Genomic DNA, 19,868 nt, shown 5'->3' on the forward strand with positions numbered 1-19,868 from the left:
CCATGACCAGTTCCGCGATTACCGCCGGCGGCATCGCCATCCACGGCCACGACGCCGACCACGCCCACCACGACGACGGTTCCAGGACCCTGCTGGGGTTCTGGATCTACCTGATGAGCGACTGCCTGATCTTCTCGGGCCTGTTCGCCACCTTCGCCGTGCTGGCCCACGCCTATGCGGGCGGGCCCACCGGCAAGGAGCTGTTCGACCTGAAGTACGTGCTGGGCGAGACGATGCTGCTGCTGGTCAGCAGCTTCACCTTCGGCATGGCGATGCTGAACATGCACGCCGGCCGGCGCAACAGGGTGCTGGCCTGGCTGGTGGTCACCTTCCTGTTCGGCGCGGCCTTCGTGGGCATGGAAATCCACGAGTTCGCCGGCCTGATCCACGAGGGCGCCGGCCCGGACCGCAGCGCGTTCCTGTCGGCCTATTTCACCCTGGTCGGCACGCACGGCCTGCACGTCACCTGCGGCCTGACCTGGATCGCGGTGATGCTGGACATGGTGCGTCGCCACGGCCTGGACGGCATCGTCAGGCGCCGGCTGTCCTGCCTCAGCCTGTTCTGGCATTTCCTCGACGTGATCTGGATCTGCGTGTTCACTTTTGTCTATCTGCACGGGGTGCTGTGATGTCGCATGCGCATGAACAGGCCGCCCACGGCGGCCACCACGGGACGCTGAAGTCCTACCTGGTCGGCTTCGGGCTGTCGCTGGTGCTCACGCTGCTGTCGTTCGGCTGCGTGATGACCGGCCTGGTGCCGCACCACCTGATCGTGCCGGGCCTGATGGTGTTCTGCGTGGCGCAGGTGCTGGTGCAGCTCGGCTTCTTCCTGCACATGGGCATCGCGCCGGAGCAGCGCGAGAACCTGATGGTGGCGGCCTGCGCGCTGGTGTTCATCGCCATCGTGGTGGTCGGCTCGCTGTGGGTGCTGCACAACATGAACGCCTACATGATGCCGGGGATGTCGCACGGCTGAGGTCGCTTCCCATCGCCAGATGCCTTGCCGGCGGCCCTCGCGAGGGGGCCGCCGGTTTCGTTCGTTCGGGCGCCTGGCGGCAGGCTGCCGGGCGCCTGCCTGAACCCGGGCCGGCGCAGCATCTCGCGGCGGAGGCCGTCTGCCGCTAAAATGCGACTTTCCAGCACGGCTGCATCCCATGACCCCCCTGATTTTCGTCACCGGCGGTGTGGTGTCCTCGCTTGGCAAGGGCATCGCCGCGGCGTCGCTGGCTTCCATCCTGGAAGCGCGTGGCCTCTCGGTCACCATGATGAAGCTCGATCCGTACATCAACGTGGATCCGGGCACCATGAGCCCCTTCCAGCACGGCGAGGTCTACGTGACCGACGACGGCGCCGAGACCGACCTCGACCTCGGCCACTACGAGCGCTTCGTCCACACCCGCCTCACCGGCAAGAACTCGATCACCACCGGCAAGATCTACGAGAGCGTGATCCGCAAGGAGCGCCGCGGCGACTACCTCGGCGCCACCGTGCAGGTGATCCCGCACATCACCGACGAGATCAAGCACTGCATCCACGAGGCCACCCGCGGCTTCGACGTGGCGCTGGTGGAGATCGGCGGCACGGTGGGCGACATCGAGTCGCTGCCGTTCCTGGAGGCGATCCGCCAGCTGCGCATCGAGCACGGCCCGGAGAAGTGCCTGTTCATGCACCTGACCCTGGTGCCGTACATCAAGGCCGCCGGCGAGATCAAGACCAAGCCCACCCAGCACTCGGTGAAGGAGCTGCGCTCGATCGGCATCCAGCCGGACGTGCTGCTGTGCCGCTGCGAGGAGCCGTTGCCGGAAGGCGAGCGCCGCAAGATCGCGCTGTTCACCAACGTGCCGGAAAACGCCGTGATCAGCGCCGCCGACGTGGACGTGATCTACAAGCAGCCGCTGTGGCTGCACCAGCAGGGCCTGGACGACATCGTGGTGAAGCGGCTGGGCCTGGACGCCCGCCCGGCCGACCTGTCCGCCTGGCAGCGCACGGTGGATGCGGTGGAGCACCCGAAGGACGAGGTCACGGTGGCCATCGTCGGCAAGTACGTGGAGCACAAGGACGCCTACAAGTCGCTGGGCGAGGCGCTGCGCCACGGCGGCATCAAGCAGGCCACCCGGGTCAACCTGCAGTGGATCGATTCCGAGCAGGTCGAGGCCGAGGGCGCCGCCAGGGTGCTCGGCGGCGCCGACGCGATCCTGGTACCCGGGGGCTTCGGCAAGCGTGGCTTCGAGGGCAAGGTGCTGGCGGCGAAGTACGCCCGCGAGCACGGCGTGCCGTACTTCGGCATCTGCTACGGCATGCACGCGGCGGTGGTGGATTTCGCCCGCCACGTGGGCGGCCTGGCCGAGGCCGATTCCAGCGAGAACGACCGCAACACGCCCGACCCGGTGATCGCCCTGATCACCGAGTGGACCACCGCCAGCGGCGAGGTGGAGCAGCGCAACGAGCGCTCGGACCTCGGCGGCACGATGCGCCTGGGCGCGCAGGAATGCCGGCTCAAGGCCGGCACGCTGGCGCGCGAGCTGTACGGCCAGGACGTGGTGCGCGAGCGCCACCGTCACCGCTACGAGTTCAACAATCGCTACCGGCAGTCGTTCGAGGACCTGGGCCTGGTGATCTCCGGCAAGTCGATGGACGACCTGCTGGTGGAGATCGTCGAGCTGCCGCAACAGCAGCACCCGTGGTTCCTCGGCTGCCAGGCGCATCCGGAGTTCACCTCCACACCGCGCGACGGGCATCCGCTGTTCATCGGCTTCGTGCGCGCTGCGCGCGAGCACAAGGCGGTACGCGACGGCGAGAAGCTGGCGGTGGCGAAGGCGACGGCATGAGTCGTCGCCCCGGTGCCGTGCAGGTGGCCGTCATTCCCGCGCAAGCGGGAATCCAATGTGCTTTGGACGGCCCTAAGAACGTGGATTCCCGCTTGCGCTGGAATGGCGGTTCGAGGGGCATCGAAGTGCAGCGACTGAACAGGAAACACCCATGAAACTCTGCGGTTTTGAAGTCGGCCTGGACCGTCCGCTGTTCCTGATCGCCGGCCCCTGCGTGGTCGAGTCCGAGCAACTGCAGGTGGACACCGCCGGCACGCTGAAGGAGATCACCGGCCGACTCGGCGTCAACTTCATCTTCAAGTCCAGCTTCGACAAGGCCAACCGCTCCTCCGGCCAGAGCTTCCGCGGGCTGGGCATGGAAGAGGGGCTGCGCATCCTGGGCGAGGTGAAGCGCCAGGTCGGCGTGCCGGTGCTCACCGACGTGCACGAGTACACCCCGTTCGCCGAGGTCGCCTCGGTGGTGGACGTGCTGCAGACGCCCGCCTTCCTGTGCCGCCAGACCGATTTCATCCAGGCCGTGGCGCGCGCCGGCAAGCCGGTGAACATCAAGAAGGGCCAGTTCCTGGCACCGTGGGACATGAAGCACGTGGTGGCCAAGGCCAGGGCCGTGGGCAACGACGACATCCTGGTGTGCGAGCGCGGCGCGAGCTTCGGCTACAACAACCTGGTCTCGGACATGCGCTCGCTGAGCGCGATGCGCGACACCGGCTGCCCGGTGGTGTTCGACGCCACCCACTCGGTGCAGTTGCCGGGCGGGCAGGGCACCAGTTCCGGCGGCCAGCGCGAGTTCGTGCCGGTGCTGGCGCGTGCCGCAGTGGCGGCGGGCGTGGCCGGCCTGTTCGCCGAGACGCACCCGGACCCGGACAAGGCGCTGTCGGACGGCCCCAACGCCTGGCCGCTGGGCAAGATGGAAGCCCTGCTGGAAACCCTGATGGAGCTGGATGCCGTGACCAAGCGGCGTGGCTTCCTAGAACAGTCGACCTGACCGGCGCGGCCACCCGCCGCGCCGGTTTTTGCGTATCTTCCCGTTTCGCCCACCCAACCCACAGGACCGCCATGAGCACTGCCATCACCCGCATCCACGCCCGTGAAATCCTCGACTCGCGCGGCAACCCCACGCTGGAAGCCGAAGTGACCCTGGCGGGCGGCGGCTTCGGCCGCGCGCTGGTGCCCAGCGGCGCCTCCACCGGCTCGCGCGAGGCGGTGGAACTGCGCGACGGCGACAAGGCGCGCTACGGCGGCAAGGGTGTGAAGAACGCGGTGGGCAACGTCAACGGCGCCATCGCCAGCGCGCTGAAGGGCTACGACGCGGCCAACCAGGGCGGCCTGGACGCCAAGCTGGTCCAGCTCGACGGCACCCCGAACAAGGGCAAGCTCGGCGCCAACGCCATCCTCGGCGTGTCGATGGCCGCCGCGCACGCGGTGGCGGCGCAGCGCAAGCTGGCGCTGTGGCAGTACCTGGCCGAGATCAACGGCACCACCGGCAAGCCGGGCGCGCTGCCGGTGCCGATGATGAACATCATCAACGGCGGCGCCCATGCCGACAACAACGTGGACGTGCAGGAGTTCATGATCCTGCCGGTGGGCCTGCCCACGTTCTCCGAGGCACTGCGCGCCGGCGCCGAGATCTTCCACGCGCTGAAGGGCGTGCTGAAGGGCAAGGGCCTGAACACCGCGGTGGGCGACGAGGGCGGCTTCGCACCGGACCTGCGCTCCAACGTCGAGGCGATCGACACCATCCTCGAGGCCGTCGGCAAGGCGGGCTACAAGGTCGGCGCCGAGATCCTGCTCGGCCTCGACGCGGCCAGCTCGGAGTTCTACCAGGACGGCAAGTACGACCTGGCCGGCGAAGGCAAGCAGTACAGCTCCGAGCAGTTCGTCGAGCTGCTGGCCGGCTGGGCCAGGCAGTATCCCATCGTCACCATCGAGGACGGCATGGCCGAAGGCGACTGGGACGGCTGGAAGCTGCTCACCGACGCCATCGGCGAGCGCGTGCAGGTGGTCGGCGACGACCTGTTCGTGACCAACCCGGCGATCTTCCGCGAGGGCATCGAGAAGAAGATCGCCAACTCGATCCTGATCAAGGTGAACCAGATCGGCACCCTGAGCGAGACGCTGGAAGCGATCGCGATGGCCGATGCGGCGAAGTATTCCGCGGTGATCTCGCACCGCTCCGGCGAGACCGAGGACAGCACCATCGCCGACATCGCGGTGGCCACCACGGCCACGCAGATCAAGACCGGCTCGCTGTGCCGCAGCGACCGCATCGCCAAGTACAACCAGCTGCTGCGCATCGAGGAGGCGCTGGGCTCGGCGGCGCGCTACGCCGGCCGCGACGCCTTCCCCAACCTGGCCCACCTGCCGGGCTGAGCCGGGCCGCACGCGCATGCTGCGCTGGATCGCCCTGTTGCTGCTGCTGTTGCTGCTCGGCCTGCAGGTCAAGCTGTGGTCGCGGCACGGCGGCATGCCCGAGGTGGCCAGCCTGCGCGCACAGGTGAAGAAGCAGGCGGACGAGAACGCCCGCCTGATCCAGCGCAACCAGGCGCTGGAGGCGGACGTGCACGACCTCAAGCACGGCGACGAGGCGATCGAGGCGCGTGCGCGCGCCGAGCTGGGCCTGATCAAGCCCGGCGAGACGTTCTACCAGGTGGTGCCGAAGTCGGCCGCCAGCGCTACTGCGCCGCCGGTCGACGACGGCACGGGCAGGCATTGAGATGGCCGGGTTGTGGTGCGTGGTGCCGGCGGCGGGACGCGGCACGCGGGTCGGCGGCGACTGCCCCAAGCAGTACCTGCCGCTGGCCGGCCGGCCGCTGATCGAGCACACCCTGCAGCGCCTCGCCGCGCACCCGCGCATCGCCGGCCTGATGGTGGTGCTGGGTGCGCATGACGGGCGCTGGCCGGGCACCTTCGCGATCGGCGGCAAGCCGGTGCGCACCGCGATCGGCGGCACCGAACGCTGCGACTCCGTGCTGGCCGGGCTCGACGCGTTGCCCGCGGCGGTGGGCGAGGGCGACTTCGTGCTGGTGCACGACGCCGCGCGTCCCTGCGTGCGGCTGGCCGACATCGACCGACTGATCGAACGGGCCGGCGCCGCGGAAGGCGGCCTGCTCGGCGCCCCCCTGCGCGACACGCTGAAGCATGCGGACGAGGCAGGCCGCAGCGAGCGCACCGAGCCGCGCGACCGGCGCTGGCGCGCCTTCACCCCGCAGATGTTCCGCCGCGGCGCACTGGCCGGGGCCCTGCGGGACGCGGCGCGGCGCGGCGTGCAGGTCAGCGACGAGGCGATGGCGATGGAGCTGGCCGGCCACGCGCCGCTGCTGGTCGAGGGCGCCGAGGACAACATCAAGGTGACCACGGCGGCGGATTTCGCGTTGGCCGAATTCCTGCTCGCGAGGACGACATGAACATGCGCATCGGCCAGGGTTTCGACGTGCACGCCTTCGGCGAAGGCGACCACGTGACGCTGGGCGGCGTGCGCGTGCCGCACGGCCGCGGCGTGGTGGCGCACTCCGACGGCGACGTGGTGATCCACGCGCTGTGCGACGCGATCCTCGGCGCGCTGGCGCTGGGCGACATCGGCCGGCACTTCCCGCCCTCCGACGAACGCTGGCGTGGCGCCGACAGCCGCCAGTTCCTGCGCCACGCGGCGGCGCTGATGGCGCAGCACGGCTACGCGCTGGGCAACGCCGACGTCACCGTGATCGGCGAGTCGCCCAGGGTCGGCCCGCACGCGCAGGCGATGCGCGAGAACCTCGCCGCCGACCTCGGCTGCGCCATCGATCGCGTCAGCATCAAGGCCACCACCACCGAGAAGCTCGGCTTCACCGGCCGCGGCGAAGGCCTCGCCGCACAGGCCTGCGTGTTGCTGGAGCGTCGCTAGCCTTTTCGCCCGTCATCCCGGCGCAGGCCGGGATCCAGCGGCGGGCAGGTCCGGTTGTCGCGAAAGCCGGGCCAGCTTCGCTACTGGATCCCGGCCTGCGCCGGGACGACGATCCTGCATTTCGAGGTACTCATGTCCGACTTCGAACTTCCCCGCGCCCATGGCGCCGTTCCGCCGCTCACCGCCCGCCTGCGCAGTATCCCCGAGGATTTCCGCGTCGAGGAAATCCTCGGCTACGACGCCGACGGCAGCGGCGAGCACGCGCTGCTGTGGGTGGAGAAGCGCGACGCCAACACCGACTGGGTGGCGCGCGAGCTGGCGAGGTTCGCCGGCGTGCCGCCGCTGGACGTGGGCTATGCCGGCCTGAAGGATCGCCACGCGGTGACCCGCCAGGCCTTCACCGTGCAGCTGGCGGGCAAGCCCGACCCGGACTGGTCGGCTTTTCCGCACGAAGGCGTGAAGGTGCTGGCCGCCACCCGCCATGCGCGCAAGCTCAAGCGCGGCGCGCTGCGCGGCAACCGCTTCGTGCTGGTGCTGCGCGAGGTGCAGGGCGACCGCGCGCGGACCGAAGGCGTGCTTGCCGCCATTGCTGCGCGCGGCGTCCCCAACTACTTCGGCGAACAGCGCTTCGGCCGCGAGGGCGGCAACGTGGCGCAGGCGCGGGCGATGTTCGCGGGGCGGCGGGTGGACCGGGCCAGGCGTTCGATCCTGCTGTCAGCCGCGCGCTCGCAGATCTTCAATGCCGTGCTCGCCGCGCGTGTCGAACGTGGCGCCTGGGACGCGCCGCTGGATGGCGAGATCTGGTCGCTGGCCGGCTCGCGTTCCTGGTTCGGCCCGGAGCCGTTCGATGATGCGCTGGCGCAGCGGCTGGCGCGCGGGGACATCCATCCGAGCGGCCCGCTGTGGGGGCAGGGCGAGCCACCCGCGGCCGATGTCGCGGGCGCGCTGGAGCGCGAGGTCGCCGCCATGCATGCCGACCTGGCCCAAGGACTGGCCGCCGCGCGCATGGAGCAGGAACGCCGTCCGCTGCGGCTGTCGCCGAAGGACCTGCACTGGCGCTGGCTGGCGGACGATGCGCTGGAGCTGTCGTTCGAGCTGCCGGCAGGCGCCTATGCCACCGTGGTGGTGAGGGAGCTGGCGGCGACTTCGTAGTGCGCACCTGTTTGTGCGCCATGCCAGCGGATGCGAAAGACGGCGGACCCGGCAGGCGTCTTGCCCGTCATCCCGGCGGAAGCCCACGGCTGTCCGGACTATTTCCTGCCGCTGGATGAGCTCCTCCCCCTGCTCGCAGGGGGAGGCTGGGAGGGGGGGCGCTTTGGCTTTCAAGCCAGAAGCACACCCCACCCCACCCCAAACCTCCCCTGCGCGCAGGGGAGGGAGCCTTCTTCGCTCTCCCTTCGAAGCAGCCGGGAGTCTTCCCCGCACTCTGTCTGCCGATCTTCAGTGCAAGCTCTTGACCGATGTCAACCACTATTCCGGACAGCAATGGGCGGAAGCCGGGACCCGGCGCCTCCTGCCTGGCGGGTACTCAGCCTCTCAGTAGCACGACCACCGCGCCGGTGCCGCCCTGCGCGGGCCGCGCCGAGGCGAAGGCGACCACGTCGTCGCGCCGGCGCAGCAGGCGGTCCGTCAACGCCTTCAGTACCGGTCCGGCCGCCTTCGAGCGCAGTCCCTTGCCGTGGATGATGCGCACGCAGCGCAGGCCCTGCCGCCGCGCCTCGGCGAGGAAGTCGGCGATGCTGGCCTGGGCCGCGGCGGCGTTCATCTGGTGCAGGTCGAGCACGTCCTGCACGCTGTACTGGCCGCGCTTGAGCTGGCGCAGCAGCTTCGGCGGGTAGCCCTCGCGCAGGTAGGCCAGTTCCTCGCCCACTTCCAGGCTGGCCGGGTCGAACGCCATGTCGAGCAGTTCGCCCGGCACGGCGGCCTCGTCGGCCTCGAACATGCGCGGGCGCGGTGCCGGTTTCGGCGCGGTGGGCGGCGGTGCGTCGGCCTCGATCGGGCGCACCTCGCCCACGGCCTCGCGGAACAGGCGGGCGTCGTCGTCGCTGATCGGGGCGGGGCCACGGCGCTTCATGCGGCCATGCTACCAATGCGCGGGAAATATGGCCGCTTCGCGTACCCGCGCCGTGAAACCGCCTGCCCGCTCCGGTAGACTCGGGGCATCGAGGGTGCGTGCGCCGCCGCGCCGGCCGCACGCGATGGAAGGCACTGTACGGATCATCATGCGAGTTCTCGTAAGCAACGACGACGGCGTGGATGCGATCGGCATCCGCGTGCTCGCCGAGCGCCTCGGCGCGGTCGGCCAGGTGACGGTGGTGGCGCCCGACCGCGACCGCTCCGGCGCCAGCAATTCCCTGACGCTCGACGTGCCGATCCGCGCCGCGCGGATGGACGACGGCCGCTACCGCGTTGCCGGCACGCCCACCGACTGCGTGCATCTGGCGCTGTCCGGCCTGCTGGACGAGGAGCCGGAGATCGTCGTCTCCGGCATCAACAACTCCGCCAACCTCGGCGACGACGTGATCTATTCCGGCACCGTGTCGGCGGCGATGGAAGGGCGCTTCCTGGGCCTGCCGGCGATCGCGGTATCGCTGGTGAGCCGCGACCACAAGGGCGAGCACTACGACTCGGCGGCGCAGGCCGTGCTGCTGCTGATGCGCCGCCTGCTGGTGGATCCGCTGCCGGCCGACACCATCCTCAACGTCAACGTGCCGGACCGGCCGTGGAGCGAGATCCGCGGCTTCGAGGTGACCCGGCTCGGCCGCCGCCACCGCTCCTCGCCGTGCATCGCGCAGACCGACCCGCGCGGCAAGACGGTGTGGTGGATCGGTCCCTCGGGCGAGGTGGACGACGCCGGTCCCGGCACCGACTTCGACGCGGTGCGCCGCGGCTTCGTGTCGGTGACACCGATCCACGTCGACCTCACCCGCTTCCAGGCGCTGGAGAAGGTCAGCAGCTGGATGCAGTCGCTCTCCGACATGGCCGGCGCCGGCCACAAGGCGGCCTGAGCATGAATGTACATCCGCTGCCCGCATCGGCGCTGAAGGGCGAGGGCGTCACCTCGCAGCGTGCGCGCGACCGGCTCGCCACGCAGCTCAAGGAAGGCGGCATCCGCGACCCGCGCGTGATCGACGTGATCCGCAACACCCCGCGCCATCACTTCATCGACCAGGCGATGCACGCGCGCGCCTACGAGAACACCGCGCTGCCGATCGGCCACGGCCAGACCATCTCGCAGCCGTGGGTGGTGGCGCGCATGACCGAGGCACTGCTGGAACCTTTCGCCGAGCGCGGCGGCGCACCGCGCAAGGTGCTGGAGATCGGCACCGGTTCGGGCTACCAGTCGGTGGTGCTGGCCGCGCTGGTGGAGCAGGTGTACACCGTGGAGCGCATCGAGGAATTGCTGCGCCAGGCCCGTCGCCGCTTCCGCCAGCTGGGCCTCACCGGCGTCCGCTCGCGCTACGACGACGGCAAGCTGGGCTGGGCCGACGAGGCGCCGTTCGACGCCATCATCCTCACTGCCGCCGGCGACGCGATCCCGGCGCCGCTGCTGGACCAGCTCGCGCCCGACGGCGTGCTGGTGGCGCCGGTGGGCTCGCCCAGCCGCCAGGTGCTGCTGCGCATGCGCGGCGACGGGCAGGGCGACTTCGCGCAGGAAGAACTCGGGGCGGTGAGTTTCGTGCCGCTGCTTGGCGGCATCGGCTGATGCGCCTCTTCGGCAGCCTGTACGCGCGCGCCCTGGGCTGGGCGCGGGACCCCCGGGCGGTCTATTACTTGTGCGGCCTGAGCTTCGTCGAGGCCTTCATCTTCCCGGTGATGCCGGAGGTGATGCTGGCGCCGATGATGCTGGGTCGCCGGCACCGCGCCTTCTTCTACGCCAACATCAGCCTGCTGTTCTCGCTGCTGGGCTCGCTGGTGGGCTATGCGCTGGGGCACTGGGCGTTCCACGCGCTGAGCCCGCTGCTGGGCTCGCTGCACCTGCTGGCGCCGATCGAGCAGGGCGTGGAGCACCTGCGCACGCAGATGAACCAGCACTGGCTGGGCCTGCTGATGGTGCTGTTCCTGGCCGCGCTGCAGCCGGTGGTGCCGATGAAGTTCATCACCTGGGCCTCGGGCATCGTCGGCGTGCCGGTGCTGCCGTTCCTGGTCTGCGTCGCGCTGGGGCGCGGCAAGCGGGTGTGGCTGCTGGCGCTCTTGATCCGGCTGTTCGGCGAGCGCGCCGAGCGCATCCTGCACCGGCACATCGAATGGATCGGCTGGGGCGCGCTGGCCGTGCTGGCGGCGCTGGCCGGATGGTTTCTCCTGCGGTGACGGGCGCATGAAAAGGAGGCATTCCCCCGCTATGCTCAAGGCCATGAAACTGATCCGTCGATGGCTCGCGCCGGTGGCCCTGACCGGGGCGCTGGCCGGTTGCAGCACGGTGGTGGTGGAGCCGGCGCCCGGGGCGCACGCGACCGTGGCCCACGCCACGGCACCCGCACGGGCGCCGGGCGGCAGCTACCGCGTGGTGCACGGCGACACGCTGTACTCCATCGCCTTCCGCAACGGCGTGGACTTCCGCGACCTGGCGCGCTGGAACGGCATCGCGGCGCCGTACACGATCTGGCCGGGGCAGGAACTGCGCCTCTCGCAGCCGGGTGCGGGAACGGCCGTCGCGACGACCGCGCACCACGGCCACCCCGCCCGTCCGGCCAGCGCGCCGCCAGCGCCCGCCGCACCGGTGTTCCAGACGGTGACGCCTACGCCGGCCACGGGGACGAGCGTGGCGAAGGCCGCGTCGCCTGCTCCGGCGGCCACGTCCATAGCGGCGCCGGCGCAGCCGGTTTCGACCACCGTGCCGGTCGCCGGCGAACCGGTGCATGCCGCGCTGCCGCCCGTGCCCACGCCGGTGGCCAGCACCGGCGGCAGCCGCTCGGTGGGTGGGGTGAGCTGGCATTGGCCGGCCTCGGGCGCGGTGGTCAAGCGTTTCCGCGGCGGCGATTCCATCCCCGGCATCGAGATCGCCGGCAAGGCCGGCGACCCGGTGCGCGCGGCGGCCGACGGCGTGGTGGTGTACAGCGGCAACGGCCTGGTCGGCTACGGCGAACTGGTCATCATCAAGCACAACGACAGCTTCCTGTCCGCCTACGGGCACAACCGCAAGCGGCTGGTGACCGAGGGCCAGCGCGTCAAGGCGGGGCAGCAGATCGCCGAGATGGGCTCCACCGGCGCCTCGCGCGACGAGCTGGAGTTCCAGATCCGCAAGGACGGCAACCCGGTCGATCCGATGGACTACCTGCCGTCGCGTTAGGGGAACCCTGAGAGCCTGTTTGCCGATCTTCGATGCAAGCTCTTAACCGGCATCAACACCTATTCCGGGCAGCAGTGCACTTTCGCGGGAATGACGGCCTTGAGGGTGGATGCCGCGAGCGTGTGGACGACAGCCTTGGGAACAGATTCCGCGAGGCCCGGCCGGAAGCCGTCGCGCCGCTCAGCCTTCCGGCAGGATGAAGGCGGCCACGGCGCGGCGTCCTTCGCCGGCGAGCAGGTCGTAGGTGCGCGCGGCGGCGGCGTTGTCCATCACCTCCACGCCGATGCCGCGGCGCAGGAAGCCGGCCATAAAGGCGGCCGCGGGGAAGACCTGCCGCGTGCCCGTGCCCAGGATCACCAGTTCCGGCTCCAGCGCCAGGATTGCATCGACGTGGCCGGCGTCGAGCGCGCGGGCATCGGCCACCGGCCAGTCTTCCACCGCCCGGGTCGGGGTGAGCAGGAAGCTGCGGCGCAGCTCGCGGTCGACCACGGTGATGGCGTGCGCGTCCACGCGGCGCACGAACAGGTAGTCGCCGGGGCGGTCGAGCGAGAGATCCACGGCCGCCTCAGCGCGGCAGGGCGAGCTTGGGCTCGTCCTCGTTGCGGCGGAACAGCACCACGGTGTGGCCGATCTGCTGCACGTTCTCGGCGCCGGTGCCTTCGGCGAGGAAGGCGATCTGCGCCTCGCGCTCTTCCTTGTCGCCGCCGGACAGCTTCACCTTGACCAGCTCGTGGTGGCTGAGCGCGCCGTCCAGCTCCTTCAGCACCGCCTCGGTGGCGCCCTTGGCGCCGAGCAGGACGACCGGACTCAGGTCGTGGGCGAGGCTGCGCAGGTAGCGCCGCTGCGAGGGGGAAAGGGCCATGCGTTCAGTCTCGGATTCGCGGTCGGGGGACGGCAAAGGGTATCATGCGTGCCCGATCCCCCGTATCTGTGGCCGTCGCCGACCATGTCCCGCAGCAAAAGCAGTTCCCGCTGGCTGCGGGAACATTTCGACGACCCCTTCGTGAAGAAGGCGCAGGCGGAGGGTCTGCGTTCGCGCGCGGTGTTCAAGCTCGAGGAGCTGATCGACCGCGACCGCCTGCTCAAGCCCGGCATGCGGGTGGTGGACCTGGGCGCGGCGCCGGGCGGCTGGTCGCAGCTGGTGCGCCAGCGGCTGGGCGACAGCGGCACGGTGGTGGCGCTGGACATCCTGCCGATGCAGGGCATCGCCGGGGTGGACTTCCTGCAGGGCGATTTCCGCGAGGAAAGCGTGCTGCGCGAGCTGGAAAGCCGGCTGGGCGGGCAGAAGCTGGATCTTGTGCTGTCCGACATGGCCCCCAATATGAGTGGTGTGGCCCTGGCCGACCAGATCCGGGCGATGGACCTGGCCGAGTTGGCGCTGGACTTTTCCCGGCAATGGCTGAAGCCGGGCGGCGCGTTCCTGATCAAGCTGTTCCAGGGCGCCGGCTTCGATGATTACCTGCGCAGCTTGCGCGCCGAGTTCGCGCGCGTGACCATGCGTAAACCCAAGGCCTCGCGCGCGCGTTCGCGGGAGGTATATGCGCTTGCCACGGGGCGAAAGGCCCCGGGCGGGCAGAACGGCGAGAACCGCGCATGAACGAAACAGTCAAGACCTTGCTGCTCTGGGTGGTCATCGCCATCGTGCTGATCACGGTGTTCCAGAGCTTCAACCCGCACGGCGGCGGCTCGTCCGAACTGCCCTACAGCAGCTTCGTCCAGAGCGTGGACAACGGCAACGTGGCCACCGCCACGATCAGCGCCGACAACCCGGCCACCATCACCGGCAAGCTCAAGGACGGCAGTACCTACCGCACCGTGGCGCCCTGGCTGGGCTCGTCCAGCAGCGACGTGGTGCACAAGATGGAAGGCAAGGGCGTCACCGTGACGCAGGACGCCGGCAACGGCTTCTCCCTGCTCAGCCTGCTGGTGAGCTGGCTGCCGGTGATCCTGATCGTCGGCGTGTTCATCTGGTTCATGCGCCAGATGCAGCAGGGCGGCGGCGGCCGCGGCGCGATGAGCTTCGGCCGCTCGCGCGCCAAGCTGCAGGGCGAGGACCAGATCAAGGTCAACTTCAGCGACGTGGCCGGCTGCGACGAGGCCAAGGAGGAGGTCGGCGAACTGGTCGAGTTCCTGCGCGACCCGGGCAAGTTCCAGAAGCTGGGCGGCAAGATCCCGCGCGGCGTGTTGATGGTCGGCCCGCCCGGCACCGGCAAGACCCTGCTGGCCAAGGCCATCGCGGGCGAGGCCAAGGTGCCGTTCTTCTCGATCTCCGGCTCCGACTTCGTCGAGATGTTCGTGGGCGTGGGCGCCAGCCGCGTGCGCGACATGTTCGAGCAGGCCAAGAAGCACGCGCCGTGCATCATCTTCATCGACGAGATCGACGCGGTCGGCCGCCATCGCGGCGCCGGTCTCGGCGGCGGCCACGACGAGCGCGAGCAGACCCTGAACCAGCTGCTGGTCGAGATGGACGGCTTCGAGGGCAGCGAAGGCATCATCGTGATCGCCGCCACCAACCGCCCGGACGTGCTCGACCCGGCGCTGCTGCGCCCGGGCCGCTTCGACCGCCAGGTGGTGGTCGGCCTGCCGGACGTGAAGGGCCGCGAGCAGATCCTCAAGGTGCACCTGCGCAAGGTGCCCACCGCCAGCGACGTGGTGCCGATGGTGATCGCCCGCGGCACGCCGGGCTTCTCCGGCGCGGACCTCGCCAACCTGGTCAACGAGGCGGCGCTGTTCGCCGCGCGCGAGAACGCGCGCGAGGTGCGCATGGTCCACATGGACAAGGCGCGCGACAAGATCCTGATGGGCAGCGAACGCCGCTCGATGGCGATGAGCGAGGACGAGAAGAAGCTCACCGCCTACCACGAGGCCGGCCACGCCATCGTGGGCCGCCTGGTGCCGGAGCACGACCCGGTCTACAAGGTCACCATCATCCCGCGCGGTCGGGCGCTGGGCGTCACCATGTACCTGCCCGAGGGCGACAAGTACAGCATGAACAGGGTGGCGATCGAGTCGCAGCTGTGCTCGCTGTACGGCGGCCGGGTGGCCGAGGAGCTGATCTTCGGCGCCGACAAGGTCACCACCGGCGCGTCCAACGACATCGAGCGGGCCACCAAGATGGCGCGCAACATGGCCACCAAGTGGGGCCTGTCCGACAAGCTCGGCCCGGTCACCTACGGCGAGGACGAGGACGAGGTGTTCCTGGGCCGTTCGGTGACCCAGCACAAGAACGTCTCTAACGAGACCGCGCGCAAGATCGACGAGGTGGTGCGAGAGATCCTGGACACCGCCTACGGCCGCACCCGCCAGTTGCTGACCGAGAACATCGAGAAGCTGCACGTGATGGCCGACGCGCTGCTGCAGTACGAGACCATCGACGCGCGCCAGATCGACGACATCATGGCCGGCCGCGTCCCGGGACCGCCGGCCGACTGGGGCAAGTCCGGCACCGGTAGCACGCCGCCGCCCCCGCCGCCGCGCGGCGGCGATGCCGGCGCCAAGGTGGGCGACCCGGCCACGCAGAGCCATCTCTGAGCCTGCTGCAGCGCTTGCAACGAAAAGGCCGCCTCCCGGACGGCCTTTTCGTTTTCGTTGGTTGTCGCGATACGCCAGGGCAGGCGGTCAGAGGATGGCCAGCACCGCCTCGGGCGGCCGGCCGATCGCGGCCTTGCCGTTGGCCACCACGATGGGGCGCTCGATCAGCCGCGGATGGGCGGCCATCGCCGCCAGCAGCGCGTCCTCGTCCAGGGCGGGATCGTCCAGGCCGAGCGTGGCGTATTCGTCCTCGCCGGTGCGGATCAGTCCGCGCGCGGTGAGGCCGAGCAGGCCCAGCAGCCGCTTCAGCTCGGCGACGCTGGGCGGCGTGTCGAGGTAGTTCACCACCTCGACCGGCTCGCCGCGCTGCTCCAGCAGCGCCAGCGTGGCACGCGACTTGGAGCAGCGGCTGTTGTGGTAGATGCGGACCACCGGCGGGCGCTCAGTGCTTGCCGCCGGGGCGCTGGCCGCGGTTGCCCTGCGGGCGGTTGCCGCCGCGGCCTTGCGGACGGTTGCCGCCGTGGCCCTGGGGGCGGTTGCCGCCCTGGCCTTGCGGACGATTGCCGCCACGGCCCTGCTGCGGGCGGCCGCCGGCGTTCTGGCCACGGCCGGGCCCCTTGTTGGCGGCACCGGCGTGACGATTGCCGCCCGGCGCCGGCCGGCCGCCGTCGCGGCTGTCGCCGGCGAACCAGGTGCGCACCGAGGGCAGTTCCTGGCCCGGGGCCACGCCGCGCTTGTTCTTGCGGCGGTTGGCGCCGGCCGGGCGCTCGGGGCGGGCGACGTTGCCGTTCACTTCCTTGCCGGGGCGGCGCTGCTTCTGGCGGCCGCGCGCCGGCTCCTCGCGGATGCGGTCGAACGCGCGCAGCTCGCGCGCCTCGTCGTGGTAGGCGCCGCTCCAGGCGCTCGGCGCGCCGCGCTCGGGCCGGTATTCGGTGACGCTGCGGCTGGCGCGGCGCTGGTGAAGCACCGGGCTGAGCGTGAGCACCGGCTGCGGCGCGCCCAGGCCGCTGAGCTGGCGCAGCTGCCTCACTGCGTCCTCGCCCAGCGTCTCGCAGTCGCCCCGGCGCAGCAGGCGCGGCAGCTCGACGTTGCCGTAGCGGATGCGCTTGAGCCGGCTGACCAGGTAGCCCTGCGAATCCCACAGCCGGCGCACTTCGCGGTTGCGGCCCTCGCGGATCACCACGCGGAACCAGCTGTGGCTGCCGCCACGGCTGATCACGGCGATCTCGTCGAAGCGGGCGGGGCCGTCTTCCAGCTCCACGCCGGCCTTGAGCTTCTCGACCACCTCGTCGGGAACCTCGCCGTGCACGCGGCAGAGGTATTCGCGCTCGATGCCGTTCTTCGGATGCATCAGTGCGTTGGCCAGCTCGCCGTCGGTGGTGAGCAGCAGCAGGCCGGTGGTGTTGATGTCCAGGCGGCCCACGGCGATCCAGCGCGCGCCCTTCAGGCGCGGCAGCTGTTCGAACACGGTGGGGCGGCCCTCCGGGTCGTCGCGGGTGGTCATCACGCCTTCGGGCTTGTGGTAGGCCAGCACCTCGGTGGCGTCGCGGCTGTCGGTGGCGACCACGAACTGCTTGCCGTCCAGCGCCACGCGGTCGCCGGCGTGCACGCTGGCGCCGGTACCGGCAGGGTTGCCGTTGAGTTCGACCTCGCCGGCCTGGATGCGCTGTTCCAGCATGCGGCGCGAGCCGAGGCCGGCGTTGGCGAGCACCTTGTGCAGGCGTTCCTCCAGCGTCGGGGTGTCTTCGTTGCGCGGCGCGCGCTTCAGGGTCAGGACGGATTTCTGCGGCGCAGTCATGCGCGTTGCTCCTCGGTGTCTTGCTCGGCGTCGCCGGTATCGCCGGCGTCCGCGCGGTCCGCTGCCTCGGCGGCAGTGGGGATGGATGGGATGGCGTCCTCGTCATGCGCGTCGGCGTCGGAGGCGTCGTGGTCGGGTGCGGCTTCGGCGTCGGCCGGGGCCGGAGGGGTGTCCGTGTCGCGCGCGTCGGCGGCAGCGGTGTCGTGGTCGGAAGCGGCTTCGTCGCCGGCCGGAGCGCCGGTGTCAGCCGCCTCGGCGGTTTCGGGGGCCTCGACGTGGGCCACGATCGCGTCGTCGGTGGCTTCGCCGGCGTCCGCGGCGGTTTCGTCGGCTTCGTCGGGATCGACCGGCAGGTCCTTCGCCACCGGGACCGGCAGGGGCTCCTGGTCGAGGCGCAGCTGCGGGTCCTCCATGTCGCGGATCTCGGACAGCGGCGGCAGCTCGTCCAGCGATTTCAGGTTGAAGTAGTCGAGGAAGGCGCGGGTGGTGCCGAACAGCGCGGGCTTGCCGGGCACGTCGCGGTGGCCGACCACGCGGATCCACTCGCGTTCCTCCAGCGTCTTGATGATGTTGCTGGACACCACCACGCCGCGGATCTGCTCGATCTCGGGGCGGGTGATCGGCTGGCGGTAGGCGATCAGCGCCAGCGTCTCCAGCAGGGCGCGCGAGTAGCGGCTGGGCTTCTCGGTCCACATCCGCGAGATCCATGGGTGCACGGACTGGCGCACCTGGTAGCGGAAGCCGGAGGCCACTTCCTTCAGCTCGACGCCGCGGCCCTCGCATTCCTGCGCCAGCAGCTCCAGCGAGCGGGCGATGTCGTCGCGGCCGACCTCGTCCTCCTCGGCGAACAGGTCGCCCAGCTGCGCCACGGTGAGCGGCTGGCTGGCGGCGAGCAGGGCCGCCTCGATGATGGGTTTGAGTTGCTCGATCTGCATGGCCTGTCTGGGATGACTGTGGCGTCGCCTAGTCGGCGGATGCCGCCGCGGTATCGGCGGCGGGTTCGGGCGATTCTTCGAGGGCGTCCTCGCGGCTGGCCGCCCTGGCGCGCACGTAGATCGGCGCCAGCGGCTCCTCCTGGACGATCTCGACCAGCATTTCCTTTGCCAGCTCCAGCATGGCGAGGAAGGTGACGACCACGCCCAGACGTCCCTCGCTGACGTCGAACAGCGATTCGAGGCGGCTGAACGCCGAGCCGTCCAGCCGGCTCAGCAGCTCGCCCATGCGCTGGCGCACGCTCAGCGCCTCGCGCCTGATCGCGTGGTGGCCGAACAGCTCGGCGCGGCGCAGCACGTCCTTCAGCGCCAGCAGCATTTCCTTGAGGTCCAGCGGCGGCGGCAGCCGGACCACGTTGCGCTCGCCGGTATCGGCCTGCGCCACCACGGTGTCGCGTTCCAGCCGGGGCAGGGCGTCGATGTCCTCGGCGGCCTTCTTGAAGCGCTCGTACTCCTGCAGCCGGCGCACCAGCTCGGCGCGCGGGTCGTCCTCCACGCCTTCCTCGGCGGGCGGCCGCGGCAGCAGCAGGCGCGACTTGATCTCGCCCAGGATCGCGGCCATCAGCAGGTACTCGGCGGCCAGTTCCAGCCGCATCACGTCCCGCATCATGTCGATGTATTCCATGTACTGCCGGGTGATCTCGGCAATCGGAATGTCCAGGATGTCCAGGTTCTGGCGGCGGATCAGGTACAGCAGCAGGTCCAGCGGGCCCTCGAACGTCTCCAGGAAGACTTCCAGCGCGTCCGGCGGGATGTACAGATCCTGCGGCATCTGCAGCACCGGTTCGCCACGCACGATCGCCAGCGGCATTTCCTGCTGCTGCGGGACCGGCGCGAAGGCGCCCTGTGGCTGTGCTGCCGGCTGAGGCTCTGGCTCAGTGCTCATCGATGCATGTCGTCGGGCCGCGCATGGCGGCTGGCAGTGCGTTCGTTCAAACCACCCGGACCCTGCCGCTGGCCGGCGGACCCCGCGAGGCGTCCGTTCCGGATGGGAAAGGCCTGTGTTCGATTACCGGTCGGTGCGCAGGAGTGTCGTCGCGGACGTGGCTGGCGAAGCACGACAGTGCGGCTTCGGCCAGGCCCGGCGTCGCGGCGCCATGTGTCCAGACGGCCGGCGGCCGCGGTACGGGCATGGGGCGGCGCAACGCGCAGGCGGTGCGAGCGGTTCGAGCGGTCGACTACGGAATCCGTGGTCGCGGTGGCTGCCGGAGGCGATCGGTCAGCGGCTGGCCGCGAAGCCACGCGTGGCCTACAGGGTAATGGCTGCGCCGTGCCAAGTCCAGCGCCGGCATACGCTGCCGTGGCGGGCCGGCGGGGGCATGGGCAGCAAGTGACCCGTTGCGTCGGTTGCTGGCCGCATGCGTGCCGGACTTGCGCCATCCCGCGTGCCGCGAGGCGTATTGCGTGATGAGGCACACATTTTGCTTGCCCACTCCCGTGCGCTGCTTCACTTTCCGGGAGTGCGCGCGGGGAGGGGCTGGCGAAGACCGGTGCCGGCGGGGAAGATCGAACCCGCCGGGCATGCGGAGGCCGGGGTGACACCAGGCGC

At 70.4% G+C, this 19,868-nt stretch carries 22 protein-coding genes; 15 read left to right on the forward strand and 7 right to left on the reverse strand.

Annotated elements, in window-relative coordinates; translation table 11 throughout:
• The first annotated feature begins 2 nt into the window (after positions 1 to 2).
• From cyoC to truD, 9 genes are all read left to right on the forward strand, one after another.
• Positions 3 to 629 carry a cytochrome o ubiquinol oxidase subunit III gene (gene cyoC / locus QMK61_RS07215; RefSeq protein WP_302071476.1) on the forward strand — a complete coding sequence of 209 codons (627 nt, stop codon included), beginning with the start codon at positions 3 to 5 and terminating at the stop codon, positions 627 to 629.
• On the forward strand, positions 629 to 976 hold the full coding sequence (gene cyoD, locus QMK61_RS07220) for a cytochrome o ubiquinol oxidase subunit IV (protein ID WP_302071477.1): 348 nt from the start codon (positions 629 to 631) through the stop codon (positions 974 to 976). The genes cyoC and cyoD overlap by 1 nt, the downstream gene beginning before the upstream one ends.
• A gap of 178 nt (positions 977 to 1,154) precedes the next feature.
• Complete coding sequence (locus tag QMK61_RS07225; RefSeq protein WP_302071478.1) at positions 1,155 to 2,828, forward strand: CTP synthase; 1,674 nt, start codon at positions 1,155 to 1,157, stop codon at positions 2,826 to 2,828.
• Between the two features lie 151 nt (positions 2,829 to 2,979).
• Positions 2,980 to 3,813: a 3-deoxy-8-phosphooctulonate synthase gene (gene kdsA, locus QMK61_RS07230; RefSeq protein WP_302071479.1), complete on the forward strand. Its 834-nt coding sequence runs from the start codon at positions 2,980 to 2,982 to the stop codon at positions 3,811 to 3,813.
• A gap of 71 nt (positions 3,814 to 3,884) precedes the next feature.
• On the forward strand, positions 3,885 to 5,198 hold the full coding sequence (gene eno, locus QMK61_RS07235; protein WP_302071480.1) for a phosphopyruvate hydratase: 1,314 nt from the start codon (positions 3,885 to 3,887) through the stop codon (positions 5,196 to 5,198).
• A gap of 16 nt (positions 5,199 to 5,214) precedes the next feature.
• Positions 5,215 to 5,541, forward strand: a complete 327-nt coding sequence (ftsB, locus tag QMK61_RS07240; protein WP_302071482.1) for a cell division protein FtsB — start codon at positions 5,215 to 5,217, stop codon at positions 5,539 to 5,541.
• A gap of 1 nt (position 5,542) precedes the next feature.
• The gene (gene ispD / locus QMK61_RS07245) at positions 5,543 to 6,232 is read left to right on the forward strand and encodes a 2-C-methyl-D-erythritol 4-phosphate cytidylyltransferase (RefSeq protein ID WP_302071484.1); all 690 of its coding nucleotides are present in this window, start codon (positions 5,543 to 5,545) and stop codon (positions 6,230 to 6,232) included.
• A gap of 2 nt (positions 6,233 to 6,234) precedes the next feature.
• Positions 6,235 to 6,708, forward strand: coding sequence for a 2-C-methyl-D-erythritol 2,4-cyclodiphosphate synthase (gene ispF, locus QMK61_RS07250; protein ID WP_302071708.1), 474 nt, complete (start codon positions 6,235 to 6,237; stop codon positions 6,706 to 6,708).
• A gap of 132 nt (positions 6,709 to 6,840) precedes the next feature.
• Positions 6,841 to 7,860 (forward strand): tRNA pseudouridine(13) synthase TruD, encoded by a 1,020-nt coding sequence (gene truD, locus QMK61_RS07255; protein ID WP_302071485.1) that lies wholly within the window; start codon positions 6,841 to 6,843, stop codon positions 7,858 to 7,860.
• Positions 7,861 to 8,236: 376 nt separating this feature from the next.
• On the opposite strand, the gene QMK61_RS07260 is transcribed toward truD, so the two are convergent.
• Positions 8,237 to 8,782, reverse strand: coding sequence for a Smr/MutS family protein (locus QMK61_RS07260; RefSeq protein ID WP_302071487.1), 546 nt, complete (start codon positions 8,780 to 8,782; stop codon positions 8,237 to 8,239).
• A gap of 148 nt (positions 8,783 to 8,930) precedes the next feature.
• Between QMK61_RS07260 and surE the strand changes: the two genes are divergently transcribed.
• The 4 genes from surE to QMK61_RS07280 are packed head-to-tail and all read left to right on the forward strand — an operon-like array spanning position 8,931 to position 11,998.
• The gene (surE, locus tag QMK61_RS07265; RefSeq protein ID WP_302071489.1) at positions 8,931 to 9,716 is read left to right on the forward strand and encodes a 5'/3'-nucleotidase SurE; all 786 of its coding nucleotides are present in this window, start codon (positions 8,931 to 8,933) and stop codon (positions 9,714 to 9,716) included.
• Positions 9,717 to 9,718: 2 nt separating this feature from the next.
• Positions 9,719 to 10,414, forward strand: coding sequence for a protein-L-isoaspartate(D-aspartate) O-methyltransferase (locus tag QMK61_RS07270; RefSeq protein WP_302071491.1), 696 nt, complete (start codon positions 9,719 to 9,721; stop codon positions 10,412 to 10,414).
• Positions 10,414 to 11,019, forward strand: coding sequence for a DedA family protein (locus tag QMK61_RS07275; protein WP_302071492.1), 606 nt, complete (start codon positions 10,414 to 10,416; stop codon positions 11,017 to 11,019). Before QMK61_RS07270 ends, QMK61_RS07275 begins: the two co-directional genes overlap by 1 nt.
• A gap of 43 nt (positions 11,020 to 11,062) precedes the next feature.
• The gene (locus QMK61_RS07280) at positions 11,063 to 11,998 is read left to right on the forward strand and encodes a peptidoglycan DD-metalloendopeptidase family protein (protein WP_302071494.1); all 936 of its coding nucleotides are present in this window, start codon (positions 11,063 to 11,065) and stop codon (positions 11,996 to 11,998) included.
• Positions 11,999 to 12,178: 180 nt separating this feature from the next.
• On the opposite strand, the gene QMK61_RS07285 is transcribed toward QMK61_RS07280, so the two are convergent.
• Positions 12,179 to 12,556 carry an Mth938-like domain-containing protein gene (locus QMK61_RS07285; RefSeq protein ID WP_302071496.1) on the reverse strand — a complete coding sequence of 126 codons (378 nt, stop codon included), beginning with the start codon at positions 12,554 to 12,556 and terminating at the stop codon, positions 12,179 to 12,181.
• A 7-nt stretch (positions 12,557 to 12,563) separates the two neighbouring features.
• Positions 12,564 to 12,860 carry a ribosome assembly RNA-binding protein YhbY gene (yhbY, locus tag QMK61_RS07290; RefSeq protein WP_302071497.1) on the reverse strand — a complete coding sequence of 99 codons (297 nt, stop codon included), beginning with the start codon at positions 12,858 to 12,860 and terminating at the stop codon, positions 12,564 to 12,566.
• 84 nt (positions 12,861 to 12,944) lie between these two features.
• Here yhbY and rlmE point away from each other — a divergent pair, with 84 nt between their 5' ends.
• Both rlmE and ftsH read left to right on the forward strand, forming a co-directional pair.
• The gene (gene rlmE, locus QMK61_RS07295; RefSeq protein ID WP_302071499.1) at positions 12,945 to 13,595 is read left to right on the forward strand and encodes a 23S rRNA (uridine(2552)-2'-O)-methyltransferase RlmE; all 651 of its coding nucleotides are present in this window, start codon (positions 12,945 to 12,947) and stop codon (positions 13,593 to 13,595) included.
• Positions 13,592 to 15,529: an ATP-dependent zinc metalloprotease FtsH gene (gene ftsH, locus QMK61_RS07300; protein WP_302071501.1), complete on the forward strand. Its 1,938-nt coding sequence runs from the start codon at positions 13,592 to 13,594 to the stop codon at positions 15,527 to 15,529. Before rlmE ends, ftsH begins: the two co-directional genes overlap by 4 nt.
• An 87-nt stretch (positions 15,530 to 15,616) precedes the next feature.
• Here ftsH and arsC read toward each other — a convergent pair whose 3' ends face one another.
• From arsC to QMK61_RS07320, 4 genes are read right to left on the reverse strand one after another with little or no spacing between them, the layout of a single operon-like run.
• A complete protein-coding gene (gene arsC / locus QMK61_RS07305; protein ID WP_302071503.1) occupies positions 15,617 to 15,961 on the reverse strand; it encodes an arsenate reductase (glutaredoxin) in 345 nt (114 codons plus the stop codon).
• Between the two features lie 10 nt (positions 15,962 to 15,971).
• Entirely contained in the window at positions 15,972 to 17,327 is a 1,356-nt protein-coding gene (locus QMK61_RS07310) for a pseudouridine synthase (protein WP_302071505.1), read from the reverse strand.
• Complete coding sequence (gene scpB / locus QMK61_RS07315; protein ID WP_302071506.1) at positions 17,324 to 18,262, reverse strand: SMC-Scp complex subunit ScpB; 939 nt, start codon at positions 18,260 to 18,262, stop codon at positions 17,324 to 17,326. Before scpB ends, QMK61_RS07310 begins: the two co-directional genes overlap by 4 nt.
• Positions 18,263 to 18,290: 28 nt before the next feature.
• A complete protein-coding gene (locus QMK61_RS07320) occupies positions 18,291 to 19,205 on the reverse strand; it encodes a ScpA family protein (protein WP_302071508.1) in 915 nt (304 codons plus the stop codon).
• Positions 19,206 to 19,868: the final 663 nt, after the last annotated feature.

The sequence above is a fragment of the Fulvimonas sp. R45 genome (assembly GCF_030504985.1).
Taxonomy (GTDB): Bacteria; Pseudomonadota; Gammaproteobacteria; order Xanthomonadales; family Rhodanobacteraceae; genus Rhodanobacter_A.

Bases quoted from the DNA above. Each gene is read 5' to 3' on its own strand.
- scpB (WP_302071506.1), bottom strand. From the start codon at position 18,262: ATGCAGATCGAGCAACTCAAACCCATCATCGAGGCGGCCCTGCTCGCC.
- QMK61_RS07270 (WP_302071491.1), top strand. From the start codon at position 9,719: ATGAATGTACATCCGCTGCCCGCATCGGCGCTGAAGGGCGAGGGCGTC.
- ispF (WP_302071708.1), top strand. From the start codon at position 6,235: ATGCGCATCGGCCAGGGTTTCGACGTGCACGCCTTCGGCGAAGGCGAC.
- QMK61_RS07275 (WP_302071492.1), top strand. From the start codon at position 10,414: ATGCGCCTCTTCGGCAGCCTGTACGCGCGCGCCCTGGGCTGGGCGCGG.
- yhbY (WP_302071497.1), bottom strand. From the start codon at position 12,860: ATGGCCCTTTCCCCCTCGCAGCGGCGCTACCTGCGCAGCCTCGCCCAC.
- QMK61_RS07260 (WP_302071487.1), bottom strand. From the start codon at position 8,782: ATGAAGCGCCGTGGCCCCGCCCCGATCAGCGACGACGACGCCCGCCTG.
- cyoC (WP_302071476.1), top strand. From the start codon at position 3: ATGACCAGTTCCGCGATTACCGCCGGCGGCATCGCCATCCACGGCCAC.
- ispD (WP_302071484.1), top strand. From the start codon at position 5,543: ATGGCCGGGTTGTGGTGCGTGGTGCCGGCGGCGGGACGCGGCACGCGG.
- surE (WP_302071489.1), top strand. From the start codon at position 8,931: ATGCGAGTTCTCGTAAGCAACGACGACGGCGTGGATGCGATCGGCATC.
- QMK61_RS07225 (WP_302071478.1), top strand. From the start codon at position 1,155: ATGACCCCCCTGATTTTCGTCACCGGCGGTGTGGTGTCCTCGCTTGGC.
- cyoD (WP_302071477.1), top strand. From the start codon at position 629: ATGTCGCATGCGCATGAACAGGCCGCCCACGGCGGCCACCACGGGACG.
- QMK61_RS07320 (WP_302071508.1), bottom strand. From the start codon at position 19,205: ATGAGCACTGAGCCAGAGCCTCAGCCGGCAGCACAGCCACAGGGCGCC.
- ftsB (WP_302071482.1), top strand. From the start codon at position 5,215: ATGCTGCGCTGGATCGCCCTGTTGCTGCTGCTGTTGCTGCTCGGCCTG.
- QMK61_RS07280 (WP_302071494.1), top strand. From the start codon at position 11,063: ATGAAACTGATCCGTCGATGGCTCGCGCCGGTGGCCCTGACCGGGGCG.
- QMK61_RS07310 (WP_302071505.1), bottom strand. From the start codon at position 17,327: ATGACTGCGCCGCAGAAATCCGTCCTGACCCTGAAGCGCGCGCCGCGC.
- rlmE (WP_302071499.1), top strand. From the start codon at position 12,945: ATGTCCCGCAGCAAAAGCAGTTCCCGCTGGCTGCGGGAACATTTCGAC.
- ftsH (WP_302071501.1), top strand. From the start codon at position 13,592: ATGAACGAAACAGTCAAGACCTTGCTGCTCTGGGTGGTCATCGCCATC.
- eno (WP_302071480.1), top strand. From the start codon at position 3,885: ATGAGCACTGCCATCACCCGCATCCACGCCCGTGAAATCCTCGACTCG.
- kdsA (WP_302071479.1), top strand. From the start codon at position 2,980: ATGAAACTCTGCGGTTTTGAAGTCGGCCTGGACCGTCCGCTGTTCCTG.
- truD (WP_302071485.1), top strand. From the start codon at position 6,841: ATGTCCGACTTCGAACTTCCCCGCGCCCATGGCGCCGTTCCGCCGCTC.